Consider the following 17303-nt stretch of genomic DNA (forward strand, 5'->3'; position numbering starts at 1 on the left):
TTCTGTCTGACTCAGCGCAGGATATAGAACAGCATGCCACTGGAGCTTAGTAACAAAAGAATAATATTAAAATGTAAATGATCGCTGCGCCGTTTCAGTCGCATGCGGTTAAGCACTATACTAACGACACTGACCAGGACACTACCCCACAACAAATACACTAACCAAAACGTTAAGCGGGGGCGCCAGTAGTCACGAATATCCAGCCCCAGATAGCGTACCAGGCCTGTATCCATTTCCGGCCGGGCATAATGGCTGACCACAAGAGCAGAGAAAAATAACAACCAGGCAATAATCGCCAGATATTTAAATGCCCGGCACAATAAGTCAGGGCCTTCCCGTCGCTCAAACTCTGGCCCGCCCTTATCTGGTCCCACTTTATTATATGCTGTCATTTTTGGCTTCCTTCCAACTTTTACTTGTTTTCAGCTTGTGGCAAAGTATGATTACAGCTTTCATAAATATAGCCTAGTTATAACACCATCTGGAGTTTGTTGCATGACGCATGCCGTAGTTAAAGATGTGTTGGCCGGTAAGTACCAAGCCGGTTCACAGATCACCGTTAAAGGCTGGATCCGCACCCGGCGCGATTCTAAAGCCGGTATTTCTTTTTTAGCTGTGCACGATGGCAGCTGTTTTGATGCGGTGCAAGCCGTTGCGCCATCTGATCTGGCTAATTATGAAAATGAGATTAGACGTTTAACCACCGCCTGTTCGGTCATCGTTACCGGTGTTGTCGCGCGCTCTGAGGGCCAGGGGCAGGCTTTTGAAATTCAGGCGACAGAGGTGGTGGTGGTCGGCTGGGTTGAAAACCCGGACACCTACCCTATGGCACCAAAGCGTCATAGCATGGAATACCTGCGCGAGCATGCGCACCTGCGGGCACGCACCAATGTAGTGGGCGCGGTTACCCGGGTTCGCCATTGTTTAGCCCAGGCCGTGCATCGTTTTTTCCATGAGCAGGGTTATTACTGGATCAGCACGCCTATTATTACCGGATCAGATACCGAAGGTGCTGGCGAGATGTTCCGGGTCAGTACCCTGGATATGGAAAACCTGCCCCGCAACGATAAAGGCAAAGTAGATTACAGCCAGGATTTCTTTGGTAAAGAAACCTATCTGACTGTTTCTGGCCAGTTAAATGGTGAAACCTATGCCTGTGCTATGTCTAAAATTTACACTTTCGGCCCAACTTTTCGGGCTGAAAACTCCAATACCAGCCGCCATTTAGCAGAATTCTGGATGATTGAACCAGAAGTAGCCTTTGCTGAACTGAAAGACATTGCCCAGCTGGCTGAAGACATGCTGAAGTACGTGTGTAAAGCGGTGCTGAACGAGCGCGCGGATGACATGGCGTTTTTTGCAGAGCGCATTGACCCGACAGCGGTCAGCCGTTTACAACAGTTAGTGGATTCTTCATTTGTGCGGATGGACTACACCGATGCCATTGAAATATTGCAAAACTGCGGTAAAACCTTCCAGTATCCGGTGCAGTGGGGCGTAGATTTGCAATCTGAGCATGAGCGTTATCTGGCTGAAGAGCATGTCGGCGCACCCATTATTATGCAAAACTACCCGAAAGACATTAAAGCCTTTTATATGCGTTTAAATGACGACGGTAAAACCGTAGCGGCCATGGATGTACTAGCACCCGGTATTGGCGAAATTATCGGTGGTAGCCAACGGGAAGAGCGGCTGGAGCAGTTTGATAAACGGCTGGACGAAATGGGCCTGAACAAAGAAGACTACAGCTGGTATCGTGATCTGCGCCGCTATGGCACTGTGCCCCACGCCGGTTTTGGTCTGGGCTTTGAGCGCCTGGTATCTTATGTAACTGGTGTAGGTAATGTGCGAGATGTCATCGCCTTCCCGCGAACACCAGGCAATGCAGATTTTTAAAGGCTTAGCTAATTTTCTAAATAATAAAAAGGGAGCGTTAACAGCTCCCTTTTTAATTATCGTAAAATAGTATTAACCGCATGCATTTTCAGCAACAGCGAACATCAGAAGTAAGAAAAAAACGCTTCCGGATCCGGATCATTTCGCACTGGCGCGTTTCCTGCCGCGGTACCTAAATATAAAAAGCCTACAATTTCATCATCTTCACCGACATCAAGCGATTGCTTGACGAAATCTTGCTGGGCATAGCTGCCAGTACGCCAAATGCCACCAAACCCCTGGGCAAAAGCGGCCTGTTGCATTGCCATTACGGCACAAGCAGCAGACTGCACTTGCTCTGGGCCTGGCACCTTAGGGTGCTCAGTAACTTTAGCGATACAGACAATGACCATAGGTGCGCGCAGTGGCAACTGCCTGGCCCGCTCGTGCATCTCAGGGGAAATACCCGGCGCGTCTTCAATCGCCGCCTCTGCAAATACGTCACCTAAGCGGTTAAGGGGCTCCTTGCCGGTAACAATGACAAAGCGCCATGGTCGTAAGCCACCATGATCGGGCACCTTAAGCGCCGCCCGTTTAATTAGCTCCAGCGCGTCGCCGCTGGGTGCCGGCTCAGTTAACCGTGGTGTGGAATATCGGGTGGTTAATAGCGTCAACGCATCCATAACAAAACCTCTTTAAACAACTCTGCTATCAGGCTAGCAAACTTTATTCAGTAAGCACATGAGAAAATTTTAACTACACTGCTGTTTGCTCAGTCGCTCGCCACAACGCCGATATTTACAGCGATATCACCCGCTTTGCCAGGCAAACTTTATAACGTGGCCGCAGCAGCATCGACCGCCTGCTGATACAATGCCAGATACTGTTCACTGGCATCACTCCAGCTAAAACTCTGTGACATCGCACGCTGCTGTATTTTTTTATACGCTGGTTGATCCTGATACAGCGTCAAAGCCTGGCGTAATGCCTCAAGCAACGCTTCAGTGTTCGGCTCGGCAAAACCTATGCCTGTCGCCATGTTGTTAGGCCAGGGCACTACCGTGTCTTTCAAACCGCCGGTCAGTCGTACCAAGGGTAAGGTACCGTAGCGTAAACTGTATAACTGATTCAAACCACAGGGCTCAAACAAGCTAGGCATCAGGAAAAAATCACCTGCGGCTTCAACCTGATGTGCCAATTGTTCATTAAAGCCTTCAATAAAGCGAAACTTGTCAGGAAACACCACCGTAAGCTGATGTAATTGCTGACAATAACTGGCCTCACCACTGCCGACAATGACCACCTGCACCGGATAATGGCTTAGTACATGCTTCAATGCCGGGATCAGGATATCGTACCCTTTCTGGCCGGTAACCCGGCTAACGGCTACCAGCAGCGGCCCGTTGCTCTGGGTTAACTGACACTGTTGCTGCAGCTGACGTTTGCACGTCGCTTTGCCCGTTAAATCACCGGCATTATAGTTAGCACTTATGCTCTGGTCCGTGGCCGGATCCCATAACTGATAATCACAGCCATTTAAAATACCGCTAAAATCGAGCTGGCGCTGCTGATACCAGCCAGCCAGGCCGTTAGCTGCTGGCTCACTGAGCAACTCGTCCCGATAGCCCTGACTTACCGTATTAATTTTAGTGGCATATTGCAGTGCGATTTGCAGAAAGTTCAGCTCGTGATAATACCCATCCTGTGCCGCTTGTTGGTGTATGGGCAACCCCAGTTGCGGCGCCCAGCCGGCGTCACATTGCTGCTGATAAGCTCCATTGTGGATGGTAAAAACGAAAGGCACCCCCACCAAACTATGCGGTGAATGTAGCCGCTGATTGTGCTGCTGATGCTGATGCAGGTAAAATGCCGCCGGGGCACTTTGCCAGTCATGGCCATGCAACACATCAAACGCTTGCTGGCGGGCAGCCCATGCAATGGCTACCTTGCAAAAAAAGGCAAAACGCAGCGGGTTATCAGCGTAGCCGTGCTGACCGTCATCATAGGGTCTTTCCCGGGCAAAAAAATCGTGATGTTCAACTAAATGTAACGCAACACCGTGTAATTTGGTTGAGCGTACCGCACAGCCATACTGCTGTCCCCCCAGCTCAACAAATACCGAGGTTTCAGCTTCCGTTGCCACATTGTATAATGCGCCATACCGTGGCAGGATAACGCTCACCTGATGGCCAGCTGCCAGTAAACTACTGGCCAGGCCGCGACACGCGTCAGCCAGGCCACCGGTTTTAATTAAGCCTTCATATTCACTGCAAATAAACAGAATACGCAACACAGAATCCTTAGTTGTTTACTCAGACGTCATCTTAATTTAAACGTCATCAAATCCGATCTTCGCGCCTTTTGGTATCACAACCACCCCACCTGGTGAGATATGAAAGCGGGCTTTATCCTGCACCGGATCTTCACCAATAATAGTGCCCGGGGCAATCTTGACGTCTTTATCGATAATGGCGCGGCGAATACGACAGCCACGACCGATATCGTTGTTACCCATTAATACACATTTTTCAATGTAACTGTGGCTGTGTACATGCACGTTGTAACCGAGTATCGACTGATACACGATAGCGCCACTGACAATGCAGCCTGACGCCACCATAGAGCTTATTGCCTGGCCGGTACGGTTAGTTTCGTCATGCACAAATTTAGCCGGTGGCATCGGTGGCGTATAGCTGCGAAGCGGCCAGTAACGGTTGTATACATCAAACGGTGGGTTAATCGAGATTAAGTCCATATTGGCTTCATAGTACGAATCTATGGTGCCAACATCGCGCCAGTAACCGGCACTGCTTTCTGACTCGCCCCGAATGCGGTTGCTGGAAAAGTCATACACGTACACTTCACCCTGCGGATATAAGCCGGGAATAATATTGTGGCCAAAATCGTGTTTCGAGTCATCCTCTTTGGCATCAGCCACCAGCACATCAACCAGGCATTTTGCTTCAAAAATATAGTTTCCCATCGACGCCAGAACAAAGTCCGGCCGGCCCGGGATAGTTTTCGGATTGGCTTTTGGTTTCTCTTCAAAACCAATCATTTTGCCGTGCTCGTCTACTTCAATAACACCGAACTCGTGCGCTTGGCTTACCGGCACCGGAATAGCTGCCACAGTTAACTTGGCTTTGTTATGGCGGTGAAAATCGAGCATTTGCCGCACATCCATTTTATAAATATGGTCGCCACCAAATACACACACATGTTCAGGGTCTAACCCTTCTATTAAATGCAAATTCTGGTAAATGGCATCGGCAGTACCTAAATACCAGTGTTTACCGGTTTGCATCTGTGCGGGTATCGGGTCAATAAAACGGTTGGTTAAACCACTCACCCGCCAGGCACGACCTAAGTGCTTCATTAACGAGTGCGATTTAAATTGGGTAATAACGAAAATCTGCAATAAGTCGGAATTAACAAAATTGTTTAAAACAAAATCGACAATTCGGTAGTTGCCGCCAAATGGCACTGCTGGCTTAGCACGAATACCGGTAAGTGGCGCTAAGCGGGTTCCCTCGCCCCCGGCAAGCACCATGGTTAACACACCTGACATAGAGACTCCCTGTATTGACTTGGTAATGTGAGAAAAACACAAGCAAAGCTAAACTCGCCTATACCCACGATAGCAGCATTGATAAATAAAGCACCAGAAAAGTAGCGACATTAAGAAATTCAGTTGTCGATTGCTCAATGTTTAATAAATGCGGTGGCACTGCTCAAGGGCGTGTCGACGTTATAAATTACATATAGCACATAATTAGCTACAAAAATATTACACCATACTGTCAGGATTTATTACACCGAACCTCAGCGCCTCAGTGAGAGAGTCATAACTCTATGTTTTAAATTAATTTAAATCGTTGGCATAAAACCTGCTTTGTAGGGCTTGGCAAAAGCCATGTTGTAAACTTTAAAATGGCATTAATTAGATGAACAAAACAATAAAATTATTCACTTTACTATTTTTGATCACTTTTTTTGCCGGTACTGCTAAAGCGGCGTTAATAACAAATTTTGAGCTTGAATGCACTTCATGCGGCAGATATGGTGATTTTACTTTGATGTGGCAAACAACGTCTGATGCGACATTAGCTGCTGGTTTTGTCGATTGGGCACCAGGCTTATTTTTCAAAGTTGATATTCCAGAACTAAACGGTGTTTTTTGGGCGCATACAACTTCGTACGGCGGTGGCTATAATTTTTCCGATAATAATTTTTATGTTGCTATGGCACCGGGAAATGTCATTTTTGACGGCCCAACTTCCGCTCCGGTTTGGAGAGTAGGTGTTTATGAAGATATTGTGAATTATTTCGAGCCAGGCACAAACCAGGGTTTTTCTCGCCTTACAATAAGCAATGTTTCAAATGCAGTTGATGTGCCAGAGCCAGGCTCTATTGGTGTACTTGCACTTGGTTTGATGTTGCTAAATTTAACCAGACGAGTTCGTTTTAACCGTAAAGCCTGATTACTAATTACGATTTCGAAGTTACGTCACTTACGAAAAGTGTAGGCAATGTCAGCCAAGTTTGACTGGCATTGCGTTAATCACGTCCATACACTGTTTCTGGCAGCACTCTTAAGACAGACCACATAGAGTGTGCAGCAACCCGTTGCTGGTAATTTTTAAAAAGTAAGGCTGCTCCGATTAAATAGCTCCGCCCTTTTTATTTGTTGCTGCGTTATTGTTGCCCGATTCAACCTCCGCGTTTAATGCTTCGACTTTCTCAGTGGCCGTGCTATCCGCCTTACTGTTAGACGCTTCAGGTGTTGGCTGAACATTTGATTCAGAGCCCGCGAAAGGTAGCGGCGTAAGCGGGAATATTACAGCGACATTGGCATGCGGTATGACTTTGACCTGTTGCTGAACATATATAAATAAATAACTACTGGTACGGGCAATAACCTGTACCTGATCGAATTGCAGCGTATTCACTGTGTCCTGTACCGGGTATATTAAGCTGACATGAAACTTCGGCTGCTGGCCACTTTTAATTGCTGCAGCAAGTTTTGCAGACTCCTCCTTGGCTGCGTTGTACAAAAATAACAGCGGTATAATCACGAAAATTAAATTGTACCGTTTAAATTGTACCGGATTATAGTACTTTTCTGACCATAGTGCGTACTTACGTATATGCCGCCTAAGGTAACGATCTATCGCAAATAACACCACCAAAAACACCAGCCAACCAATAACATTAAGTATAATCCAGGGATGGGTTAATGCCGCCAGCATGAAGTCTGACAACTCCAGGTAAGGCAAAATATTGAAGTCAAAAAGTGAAAATAGTCGGTTGGAAAACAACATACCCAATATGCTGCAGAGTAAATAGCCAAACGTAAGTACCATACTGGGATGGCGCAGCATAAAAATACTAAACTGACGCAACATTGAGTCTAAATGAGCATCATACAACTCACCCTGCAAAGGGGTTGCCGTAACGGGTACCGAAATATCTGACGCTGTTGTCGTCTTTTTTTTAGATGTCGTCACATCGTGACCTCCTGAAAAAATATGTCTGTTATCAAACATTAATTTCAGTAAGTACACAAGTGATCAGCAAAATTAGCAGCAAAATCGACACACATAAACAAAATTACTGAGCAACATTATCAATAAAAAACCGCACCAGACAGGTACGGTTTTTTTATGTTAAATACTTACGCTTAGGGCTTAAGTATATGGCTTACCTTGTATCAGCCAGCGCTTAAATTTGCGCGGCTAATTCTGCGCCCTGGCGAATGGCGCGTTTGGCATCTAACTCGGCGGCGACGTCTGCGCCGCCAATTAAATGGTTGGGGATGCCACGTTCGGTTAAGCCTTGTTGCAACTCCCGCAGCGGCACCTGGCCGGCACAGATAATAACGTTATCCACGTCCAGACAACGCTCTTCGCCGCCGATTTCCAGCCACAGGCCGCTGTCATCAACCCGCAGATAGTTAACGCCACCCATCGATTCTACGCCTTTCTTCTTTAACGAAGCGCGATGAGTCCAGCCGGTGGTTTTGCCCAGGCCTGCACCTACCTTAGTGGTTTTACGCTGCATTAAGTAAATTTTACGCTGAGCCGGCTCTGGTAAACTGTCGGGTAATAAGGCGCCACGACCTTCATAGCTTTTATCTACGCCCCACTCTTTTAACCAGGCATCAGGCTGCAGCGTCAACGAATTCTCTTCAGTCAGGTATTCTGCAACGTCAAAACCTATACCACCGGCGCCGATAACCGCCACGTTTTTACCAACTGCTTTGTGGTCGCGCAGCACATCCAGATAGCTAAGCACCTTCGGATGATCTTGCCCGGCTAACGCAATATCACGCGGCACAACACCGGTGGCCAGAACAACCTCGTCAAAACCTGCTTCTGCCAGGCTTTCAGCCGTTTGCTCTGAGTTTAAATGTAATTTAATAGCGTGCAATTGCAGCATCTTGCCAAAATATCGCAGCGTTTCGTGAAACTCTTCTTTACCCGGAATTTGCTTGGCGTAATTAAACTGACCACCAATTTGGTGCGACTTATCAAATAAATGTACCTGATGGCCGCGCTGTGCGGCATACACGCTAAAGGCTAAACCGGCCGGCCCGGCGCCGATGACAGCCAGCTTTTTAACGTTAGCAGCAGGAGTAAAGTTAAGCTCGGTTTCATAACAGGCCCGGGGGTTAACCAGACAGCTGGCGCGTTTGTTCTGAAATACATGGTCCAGGCAGGCCTGGTTACAGGCAATACAGGTATTAATTTGATCGGCATTATCAGCAGCCGCTTTGTTTACAAAGTCGGCGTCAGCTAAAAACGGCCGGGCCATACACACCATATCGGCCTGACCATTGGCCAGAATGTCTTCGGCTACCTGCGGGTCGTTAATGCGGTTAGTCGCTATTACCGGAATACTCAGCTCTTTTTTAACCCGTTCGGTTATCCAGCTAAAGGCGGCACGTGGTACCCGGGTGGTAATAGTCGGTACCCGGGCTTCATGCCAGCCAATACCGGTATTAATCAAGGTGGCGCCCGCTTCTGCGATGGCCTTACCCAGTTCAACCACCTCTTCAAAGGTATTACCGTCTTCGACTAAATCAAGCATTGATAAGCGGTAGATAATAATAAAGTCGCTGCCGCATTGTTCGCGTACTGCTTTTACGGTTTCAATGGCAAAGCGGCTGCGATTAGCAAAGCTGCCGCCCCACTCGTCTTTGCGCTGGTTTGTGCGCTGACAAACAAACTGGTTTATCAGATAGCCTTCCGAGCCCATCACCTCTACGCCGTCATAGCCCGCTTTTTTTGCCAGTTTCGCGGCATAAGCAAAATCTTTAATGGTGCTGGTAATTTGCCGTTTTGACATCTCTGCCGGTTTAAATGGGGTAATTGGCGATTTAATTTTACTGGGGGCGACATTAAACGGGTGATAACCGTAACGGCCGGCATGTAGTAACTGTAAACAAATTTTCGCATCATGCTGATGCACGGCCTCTGTGACCTGACAATGCTTTTTAACCTGCCACCAGTGGCTAAGCTGGCTGCCAAAGGGTACCAGATTGCCGCGAAAGTTCGGGCTGATACCGCCGGTAATAATTAAGCCTACGCCACCTTTGGCGCGCTCGGCGTAAAAGGCAGCCAGTTTCGCAAAACCGTCTTTTTCCTCTTCAAGGCCGGTATGCATCGAACCCATAATTACCCGGTTTTTCAGGGTAGTAAAACCTAAATCCAGTGGTTGTAATAATTTTTGATATGCCACCGCAGCCTCTCTGGTCGTACCTGTAAAATAGGAAGAATGTAGCCGCTTTGGCTGGTGATAGCAAGTGCTAAACATTTACTTACAAATTGCATTTAGTCTTTGCCGGTAAATTGGTTAGCATAGCAGGATTACCATAATACTATTTTGTAATCTATACAGGAATTTACTATGTCTGAACCACGAAAAGGTCTTATACGCCGCTTTTTTGGCGCTATCTGGAAGGTTTTTAAAGCCTTCAAAGCCGTTGTGCTTAATCTGCTGTTTATCTTTATCGTCGCCATTGTGTTGGTTGCCATGTTCAGTGGTGAAGACGAAGTAAAAATTGCCGATACGGCCGCCCTGGTGCTTAACTTAAATGGCGATTTGGTAGAAGAGAAGCGCTGGGTTGACCCCTTTGCCAGCGCAATAAATGAAAGTCTGGGTGCGGGCGAAGAGTTACCAGAGATCCTGGTATCGGACGTGGTTAAAGTGATAGAAACGGCCACTACTGATAATCGGATCCAGGCGATGGTGCTTGATGTATCCGGTTTGGGCTCTGCCTCACTGGATAAAATGCAGCGGGTCGGTGTCGCCATTGACGACTTTAAAGCCGCTGGTAAAAAAGTGTTCAGCCACGGTGCCTACTACGGCCAGACTCAGTATTACCTGGCAAGCTACGCCGATGAAATCAGCTTAAGCCCGATGGGTGCCGTGCTCCTTGAAGGCTATGGCAGCTACCCGATGTACTATAAAGATGCATTGGAGAAACTAAAAATAAATACTCATGTGTTTCGGGTGGGTACTTACAAATCTGCGGTAGAACCTTTTTTACGCAGTGATATGTCTGAAGCGGCCAAAGAAGCCAATATTGCCTGGTTATCTGGTTTATGGGATAGCTACAAGCAAGACGTAAGCAGCCGTCGTGGCTTTGACATCAGCAACTTTGATGAAACCTATGAAGCCTTGTTCCAGAAACTACAAGCCGCCGATGGCGATACCGCTCAGTATGCTATTGATAATGGCTTTGCAGATAACCTGGCGACCCGCGAGCAGTTCAGACAGAAGCTAATTGATATTGTGGGTGAAAACGACAAGCATGTGTATAACCACGTTGGTTTTGATGACTACGCCAAGTACGCGATTGCCAACACAAACTTTGTTAATCCGTTAACGTCAAAAGTAGCGGTAGTCGTCGCGCGCGGTATGATTGTCGATGGCAGCGCTAAAGCCGGAACCATTGGTGGTGATTCTACTGCGGCATTATTACGCAAAGCACGTTTTGACGATAAAGTGAAAGCCGTGGTACTGCGTATTGATAGCGGCGGCGGTAGTGCCTTTGCTTCGGAAGTAATTGGCCAGGAAATAAGCCTGCTGCGTGAAGCTGGCAAACCGGTTATCGCCTCGATGGGCGCGGTAGCAGCCTCCGGTGGCTACTGGATTGCAGCCCCTGCTAATGAAATCTGGGCCTCGCCTACCACTATTACTGGTTCAATCGGCATTTTCGGCCTGTTACACACTGCCGAAAATTCTTTAGCTAGCCTGGGTTTAAATGTTGACGGTGTAGGCACGACTGAATTAGCCGGTTTATCTTCTGGTTTACCGCTTTATCAGGGCCTTACCGACAAAGCTAAAGACATTATGCAATTATTGATTGAGCGTGGTTACACTGAATTTTTAACCATGGTTGGCAGTAACCGTAATATGTCAATATCTGAAGTTGATGCCGTAGCACAGGGCCGCGTATGGACCGGCAGTACCGCACTGGAGCTTGGTTTAGTTGATAGACTGGGTACCTTTGATGACGCCATCGCGGCGGCAGCTGAGAAAGCCGGTCTGGACAACTACGATGTTCAGGTCATTACTCAGGAATTGAGCCCTACAGAGCAAATGCTGAAAGAGTTGTTTGGTACCGCTCAGGCCAATGGCTGGTTACCACAAACGCAAGTCTCACCAGAGCAGCTGATGCTGCAACGGGTGGGCAAACAGTTACGCAAGGACTTGGTTATTCTGAACCAGTTTAACGATCCAAATGGTATCTACTCTTACTGTGTAACCTGCAGCATTAACTGACAGTTACCTTAATCTCTATTACAATGCCCGCTATCTTGCGGGCATTTTTTTGGATTATTGCTTTAATGAACCACACGAACGAACAGAAGACGATTACCAGAAAACGCATTTATGTAGCCTATACCGGCGGTACTATTGGTATGCAGCAATCCAGCCAGGGGTTTGTGCCGGTACCGGGCTTTTTGTCGGCCACCGTAAAGCAAATGCCGGAATTTTTTCATCCGGATATGCCGCTATTTGACATTCATGAGTATCACCCGGTTATCGACTCTTCAGATATGACGCCGGCCCATTGGCAGCATATTGCTAATGATATTAAACATCACTACCAGCAATATGATGGTTTTGTGGTACTGCATGGTACCGATACCATGGCCTATACCGCATCAGCACTGTCTTTTATGCTGGAGAACCTGCAAAAGCCCGTTATTATAACCGGCTCGCAAATTCCGTTGGCGCAATTGCGTTCTGACGGTCAGGTTAACTTATTAAATGCATTATATCTGGCCGCTAACTACCCTATTGCTGAAGTGGCGTTATTCTTCAACAACCAGCTGTTTCGGGGAAACCGTGCGACGAAGGCTGATGCCGATGGCTTTAATGCTTTTGCCTCGCCTAATTTTTTACCCTTGCTCGAAGCTGGTATTAATATCGATCTGATTGAAGGTAAAGTAAGCCCGGTGGCAGGACAGGTTGCGGATTTACAAGTAGCCGCAATTACGCCGCAACCGATTAGCGTGGTGACCTTGTACCCGGGGATCAGCACCGATGTGATCAGTAATATGCTGCATGCGCCGGTGCGGGCACTTATCATCAAATCATTTGGGGTGGGTAATGCGCCGCAGCGGCCAGAGCTATTACAGGTGCTGCAAAGTGCCACAGAACGTGGCCAGATCTTGGTTAACTGTACCCAGTGTTTTAAAGGTAAAGTGAATATGGATGGCTACGCTACCGGTAATGCGTTAAAAACCAGTGGCGTAATTAGTGGCTATGATATGACCCTGGAAGCCACGCTGACGAAACTGCATTACCTGTTAAGTCAGCAGTTAGATGCCGCTCAGATCCGTCAGAAAATGCAGCAGAATTTACGCGGCGAGCTAACCAATCAGGGCGCCTGAGCGCCCTGTTCGCTTACTCACTGATAAATAATGGTTTAACCCGTGGCACTAAACTCAGTTCTTGCTGCATAAGCGGACCAAATGCCAGCCAGTGTTGTAAAAGGCTATTTTTGTCAGTCACTTCACCAGCGTTGTGTTTCAGGGTAAGTAAGGTTAGTTGCACCTGCTGACGCTCAGTACGCTCCGACTCAGGACCCGTTTGTCCACTGATTATCTCCAGTGCCTGTGTTATCCCTTTGCGATCAAGTCCCAGCGCACCGGCTAACCCTGCTTGCGGCTTAAATTGCTGCGGCCAGTTTTCGCTGCTGCAATCAGGATCTGCCAGGCAAGTAAACAGCGCGATAATATCTTGCTGTGCGACCTGACTGGCCTGTTGCTGGATTAGCAACTGTACTTGCTGGCGCAAATTATCCCGCTGCTTGCGGGCACTGGCAATCACCCCGACATCCAGCTGCTGCAACTGCTCATTTACGGCCGTTAATTCGCTACTGCTGCTGGCGGGTGTTAATGCTTGCACCGTCTGCGCAATGTCACTTAACGCCGTGCTAAGCGCTTGCTCCTGGGCCAACTGCTGCTGCTGCTGCTCAGCAAACACCGCCTGGCGTTGGCTGAAGAAGTCATCGCACACTTTACGAAACTGCTGCCATAACTGCTGATCAAGTTTTTTACCGGCATAACCCAATATCTTCCAGCGCTGCTGCAACTCTTTTAATATTTTACTGGTTTGGTTGCTATCGCTAAGCGTCACGGCAGCGTTTGCTTCAGTAAGCAGCGCGTTTTTTTGTTCAGCAACCTGCTGCTGAAATTCAGCAGCCCGGTCTTTTAACACATTTAGTGCGGCCTGATAACGCTGCTGTACGCTAAGGTAATCCTGGCGTTTAACCGGGCCGGCTTGCTGCCAGGCCTGGGTCAGCGATTTTAAGCCACTTTCCAGGGCAGCGGCATCTGGTTGCGCTGCCGCTAGCTGCTCCAACTCAGTGATAATCTGCTCTCGAGCGGTCAAATTCGCCGTTTTTATTGCATCCTGCTCGGCAAAATACACACGGCAAGGCGCGTAGGCCTGCTCGCAGGCAGTATCAAACGCAGCATTTAGCTCAGCGTCCTGCTCAGCGCCGGCTTTACCAAAACTACCCCATTGCGCCCGGGCCTGTTTTACCTGCTCTGCCCGGGCCGGAATATCCGCTGGTTCAGCCAGAGCCAGTTGCTGCATTTGGACCAGAGCCTGCTGCTTTCGCGGCGTAGCAATATATTCCTGCCAGTCAGCCAGCTCGGTGATCCGGGTACTCACCAGCTGATAATCTGTAGCCAGCTTTTGCTGCTCAGTATTATTTAGCTGAGCATAATCGGCAGTTATCCCTTTGAATAAGCCAAACAGTATTTTGTAGCGGCCTTGTTGATCAAGCCGTTTAAATTCTGCAATTTTACTGCGACACTGGCGTACGGCACGTTCTGATTGATTGGTAGCTGCGGCAATCGCCTGCTGCCACTGGTGTTGTAATTCCTGCTTTGCCGTTAGCACAGCCTGTGGCACTGCCAATGGCAAATCGGCCGTGATATCGCGCCATTGACGTTTATACAATTGCAGTTGCTCTTTGACAGCGTCAAGCTCAACCGGGTCATCTGGCACAGACTGAGCCGCCCAGTCACTGACTAACCGCGATGCCTGACTTAACTTCTCAGCGGTTTGCGGCAAACTGGTTAGCTGCTTTGCCAGCGTGCTATGTTGTTGCAATAGCCGTTGTCGCTGTGTCACGTTCAGCTCACTGGTGTCGGCAATTTGTCTGGCGATTGTGCCTAACTGTTCGCCTACCGTTTCTGCTGCACTAATATCGACCCTGGCTAACGCATCACTTAACTGACTGGCAACCTGACCTAATGCCTCGGTAAAGCGCAAGGCGTGCTGTTCAGCAGCTGCCATACAGGCGGCTTCAGCCTGAGCCTCTGCCAGTTGCTGTAATTGAGGCGCCAGCCAGCTTTGCAGCTTTTCAATCAATTGCTGATATTTATCGCTGAAACTGGCCGCTTCAGCTGCGGGCAAGCAGCTTAGTTGCGTAGAACATTGCTGCCACTGGTTTTGCAGCTCTGCCAGTTGCGCCGGAATATCTGCCGCGCCAAAACGATCACGTAGCGCATTAAGCCGGGCCAGCAGTAAGGTGATTTCTTTGCGTAATTTTACAGGACGTTGTTGTTGCTCAGAGCGCGCTGTTAATTTTTGTTCCAGCTGCTCGGCAAGTTCACCACTTAGCACTTTGCTCAGTTTATCAAGCTGTTTCGGGTCATCGAGCGTTGCCAGTAATTGCTGTTTCTGGGCAATGGTAAGCACCGCCTCGGTTAACGCTTTGGCGTTTAACTCCGGTCGGTTTAGCCGCTGCAATACGATAAACAGAATTTCAGCATCACTTTCCTGCTCTGCCAGTTGTTCCAGTAAGGTAGTGCGATTGCACTGCGCGATAAATTGACGTTTCAGCTGACTGTTAATTTGCTGGGTTAGCAGCATGGTCAACAGTTGCTGCTCTGCCTGCTGACGTAACCGCTCGCTGCTATCCTGTTTACTGGCCTGCCACCATAGTGAAAAATCATTCAGATGTTCCAGAGCACTGCGACGCACCGTTTCACTACTGTCGTTAAACGCCAGCTCGTGTAATATTTCTTTGTGCTCTCGCTGACTGGCGGACAGGCTGGCAATAGCGTGTTGACGTACAGCATGGTCGGGATGTTGCCACTTCGGTTTAAACCAGTTCTTAAATATCATCGTGTCCGAACCTTGCTATTGCATCACTGTTAAATTGCTTCTTAAGTTCAGCTTTGCTTTTTTGGATCAGCTGACCATCGGCGCCTACTGTAAATAACTCATCTGACTTAAGCACTGTCGCCTGATATGCCAGCACCAGTTGCAGTGTTTGAGCCTTCTGCTGTTCACTTAACACATTACCATCTGCCCAGCGCCCTGTGGCAACGGCATCTGCCAGTTTTTGATAGGTGTCAGGCGCCATTGCGCCAACCAGTGCTTTAAAATCCATAGCCTTATTTTCGCTTTAATAAAATAATACGGGCCCGGGAGACGACGTACCAGCAGAATCCAATGCCGATAGCCGCGTTAGATACATACTGGTTATAGTTATGATTAACGGGCTGCCACCAATACAAAATACCAAAACCAGCTAAAAACAATACCATCGCCAGCATTGACTGGTTCATCAGTGATTGCATTTTCCGGTTTTTTCTATCCCGTTCAATCGCTGCCAGTTTCTCTGGCGTGTTGCTGGTAAGATCGCCACCACATTTACTGCAACTGGCGGCTTTATCAGAAATACGTTGCCCGCAGAACGGGCAGGAAATAATGGCCATAATACTTTACTAACCTTATCGCTGCTGTCTTAACGAAGTTTGTCCACTACCTGTAAAATGGCGCTTAAACTGTCCTGCCCCAGCTTCATGGAGCGAATATCAGACCAGCCAAAAGCCTCATCGGGTAAATTGGCATTGTCTTTAAACGGCATTTCTACCGTGTACGCCAGACATTTAAACTGTTCAGCTACCCAAGCGGTGGCAACGGTTAAATTAGCCTGACCCGGCGCATCTTTATCATAACCATACTTGACCTGAAATTCCGGAGTTACCGTCAATAATGCGGCTTTGAAGTCTTGCTCCAACTGCTGCATATGGTCATTGTACGAAGGGACCCCTTCGGCACCGGCAACAAAGTTGTAGGGTAAGTTTTCATCGCCATGAATGTCGAGAAACATATCCAGGCCGGTTTCCAGCATTTTCTGGCGAACCAGATAGACTTCCGGGCTGTGGTCCAGCGTCGGGTTTTGCCATTCACGGTTCAGGTTGGCGCCAGCAGCATTGGTGCGCAAATTACCGCGCACACTGCCATCGGGGTTCATATTAGGTACAATGTAGAAAACCGCTTTGGCCAGCAAGCTGCGCGCCACACCATCATCTTCATCCAGTAAGCGGTCGAGCAGACCTTCAATAAACCACTCGGCCATAGTTTCACCCGGATGCTGGCGAGCCGTGATCCAGATTTTCTTTTTGGTGTCATCCGGCTCGCCAACTACCAGTAAGCTCATATCACGACCATCTAGCGTTTCGCCCAAATCAACCAGCTGACAGTTGTAGTCGTTTTGTGCCTGATGCAGTAAATCCTGATGCCGCTCGTAGCTGTATGGCGCAAAGTAGGCGAAATAAACCGATTCTGCTTCAGGGTAATGATTAATGGTTAGCGCTTTGCCATCATATTCCGTTTCTACCCGGAACCAGGTTTGGCGATCGTACGAGGCAACCGCCTGATAATCTTGCCAGCCATCAGGATAAGCCGAGCCCGCTGCATTAGTAAGGGTTATTTTGTGCAGCTGTGGATGCGGACTGTTTAACCGAAAATGAAACCATTGGTAAAAATCAGAATTGTTGTCTTTACGAATAGCCAATTGAATGTCAGCCGGATCATCGGCTTTAATTATCTCGATGTTTCCACTGTCAAAGTTGCTGGTGATTTTCATATTTCAATTCCTG

The 17303-nt window shown here is 48.2% G+C and carries 14 protein-coding genes; 4 read left to right on the forward strand and 10 right to left on the reverse strand.

Translation table 11 applies throughout. The annotated features are described in order from the left end of the window. Nucleotides 1-11: 11 nt before the first annotated feature. Nucleotides 12-395, reverse strand: a complete 384-nt coding sequence (locus B2X65_RS14970) for a hypothetical protein (RefSeq protein WP_290613940.1) — start codon at nucleotides 393-395, stop codon at nucleotides 12-14. A gap of 103 nt (nucleotides 396-498) precedes the next feature. Here B2X65_RS14970 and asnS point away from each other — a divergent pair, with 103 nt between their 5' ends. Continuing rightward, a complete protein-coding gene (asnS, locus tag B2X65_RS14975) occupies nucleotides 499-1899 on the forward strand; it encodes an asparagine--tRNA ligase (protein WP_290613942.1) in 1401 nt (466 codons plus the stop codon). Between the two features lie 104 nt (nucleotides 1900-2003). On the opposite strand, the gene B2X65_RS14980 is transcribed toward asnS, so the two are convergent. From B2X65_RS14980 to glgC, 3 genes are all read right to left on the reverse strand, one after another. Beyond that, nucleotides 2004-2561 (reverse strand): NAD(P)H nitroreductase, encoded by a 558-nt coding sequence (locus B2X65_RS14980; protein WP_290613944.1) that lies wholly within the window; start codon nucleotides 2559-2561, stop codon nucleotides 2004-2006. A 149-nt stretch (nucleotides 2562-2710) separates the two neighbouring features. After that, nucleotides 2711-4168, reverse strand: a complete 1458-nt coding sequence (locus B2X65_RS14985; RefSeq protein ID WP_290613946.1) for a glycogen synthase — start codon at nucleotides 4166-4168, stop codon at nucleotides 2711-2713. A 39-nt stretch (nucleotides 4169-4207) separates the two neighbouring features. Then, nucleotides 4208-5446, reverse strand: coding sequence for a glucose-1-phosphate adenylyltransferase (glgC, locus tag B2X65_RS14990; RefSeq protein ID WP_290613948.1), 1239 nt, complete (start codon nucleotides 5444-5446; stop codon nucleotides 4208-4210). 376 nt (nucleotides 5447-5822) lie between these two features. Between glgC and B2X65_RS14995 the strand changes: the two genes are divergently transcribed. Beyond that, nucleotides 5823-6359 carry a PEP-CTERM sorting domain-containing protein gene (locus tag B2X65_RS14995; protein WP_290613950.1) on the forward strand — a complete coding sequence of 179 codons (537 nt, stop codon included), beginning with the start codon at nucleotides 5823-5825 and terminating at the stop codon, nucleotides 6357-6359. Between the two features lie 180 nt (nucleotides 6360-6539). On the opposite strand, the gene B2X65_RS15000 is transcribed toward B2X65_RS14995, so the two are convergent. Further along, on the reverse strand, nucleotides 6540-7385 hold the full coding sequence (locus B2X65_RS15000; RefSeq protein ID WP_290613952.1) for a hypothetical protein: 846 nt from the start codon (nucleotides 7383-7385) through the stop codon (nucleotides 6540-6542). 214 nt (nucleotides 7386-7599) lie between these two features. Then, nucleotides 7600-9618, reverse strand: coding sequence for an NADPH-dependent 2,4-dienoyl-CoA reductase (locus B2X65_RS15005; protein ID WP_290613954.1), 2019 nt, complete (start codon nucleotides 9616-9618; stop codon nucleotides 7600-7602). A 168-nt stretch (nucleotides 9619-9786) separates the two neighbouring features. On the opposite strand from B2X65_RS15005, the gene sppA reads away from it, so the two are divergent. Together sppA and ansA are read left to right on the forward strand one after the other, a co-directional pair. Beyond that, on the forward strand, nucleotides 9787-11667 hold the full coding sequence (sppA, locus tag B2X65_RS15010) for a signal peptide peptidase SppA (protein ID WP_290613956.1): 1881 nt from the start codon (nucleotides 9787-9789) through the stop codon (nucleotides 11665-11667). Nucleotides 11668-11732: 65 nt separating this feature from the next. After that, nucleotides 11733-12785: an asparaginase gene (gene ansA / locus B2X65_RS15015; RefSeq protein WP_290613958.1), complete on the forward strand. Its 1053-nt coding sequence runs from the start codon at nucleotides 11733-11735 to the stop codon at nucleotides 12783-12785. 13 nt (nucleotides 12786-12798) lie between these two features. Here the strand turns inward: ansA and B2X65_RS15020 are convergent, their stop codons facing one another. The 4 genes from B2X65_RS15020 to B2X65_RS15035 are packed head-to-tail and all read right to left on the reverse strand — an operon-like array spanning nucleotide 12799 to nucleotide 17290. Then, complete coding sequence (locus tag B2X65_RS15020) at nucleotides 12799-15537, reverse strand: DUF349 domain-containing protein (RefSeq protein ID WP_290613960.1); 2739 nt, start codon at nucleotides 15535-15537, stop codon at nucleotides 12799-12801. Then, entirely contained in the window at nucleotides 15527-15805 is a 279-nt protein-coding gene (locus tag B2X65_RS15025; RefSeq protein ID WP_290613962.1) for a DUF1315 family protein, read from the reverse strand. Before B2X65_RS15025 ends, B2X65_RS15020 begins: the two co-directional genes overlap by 11 nt. A 4-nt stretch (nucleotides 15806-15809) precedes the next feature. After that, on the reverse strand, nucleotides 15810-16133 hold the full coding sequence (locus B2X65_RS15030) for a zinc ribbon domain-containing protein (protein ID WP_290613965.1): 324 nt from the start codon (nucleotides 16131-16133) through the stop codon (nucleotides 15810-15812). A 29-nt stretch (nucleotides 16134-16162) separates the two neighbouring features. Further along, nucleotides 16163-17290 (reverse strand): M14 family metallopeptidase, encoded by a 1128-nt coding sequence (locus tag B2X65_RS15035; protein ID WP_290613967.1) that lies wholly within the window; start codon nucleotides 17288-17290, stop codon nucleotides 16163-16165. Nucleotides 17291-17303: the final 13 nt, after the last annotated feature.

The sequence above is a fragment of the Arsukibacterium sp. UBA3155 genome, assembly GCA_002364615.1.
Lineage (GTDB): Bacteria > Pseudomonadota > Gammaproteobacteria > Enterobacterales > Alteromonadaceae > Alishewanella.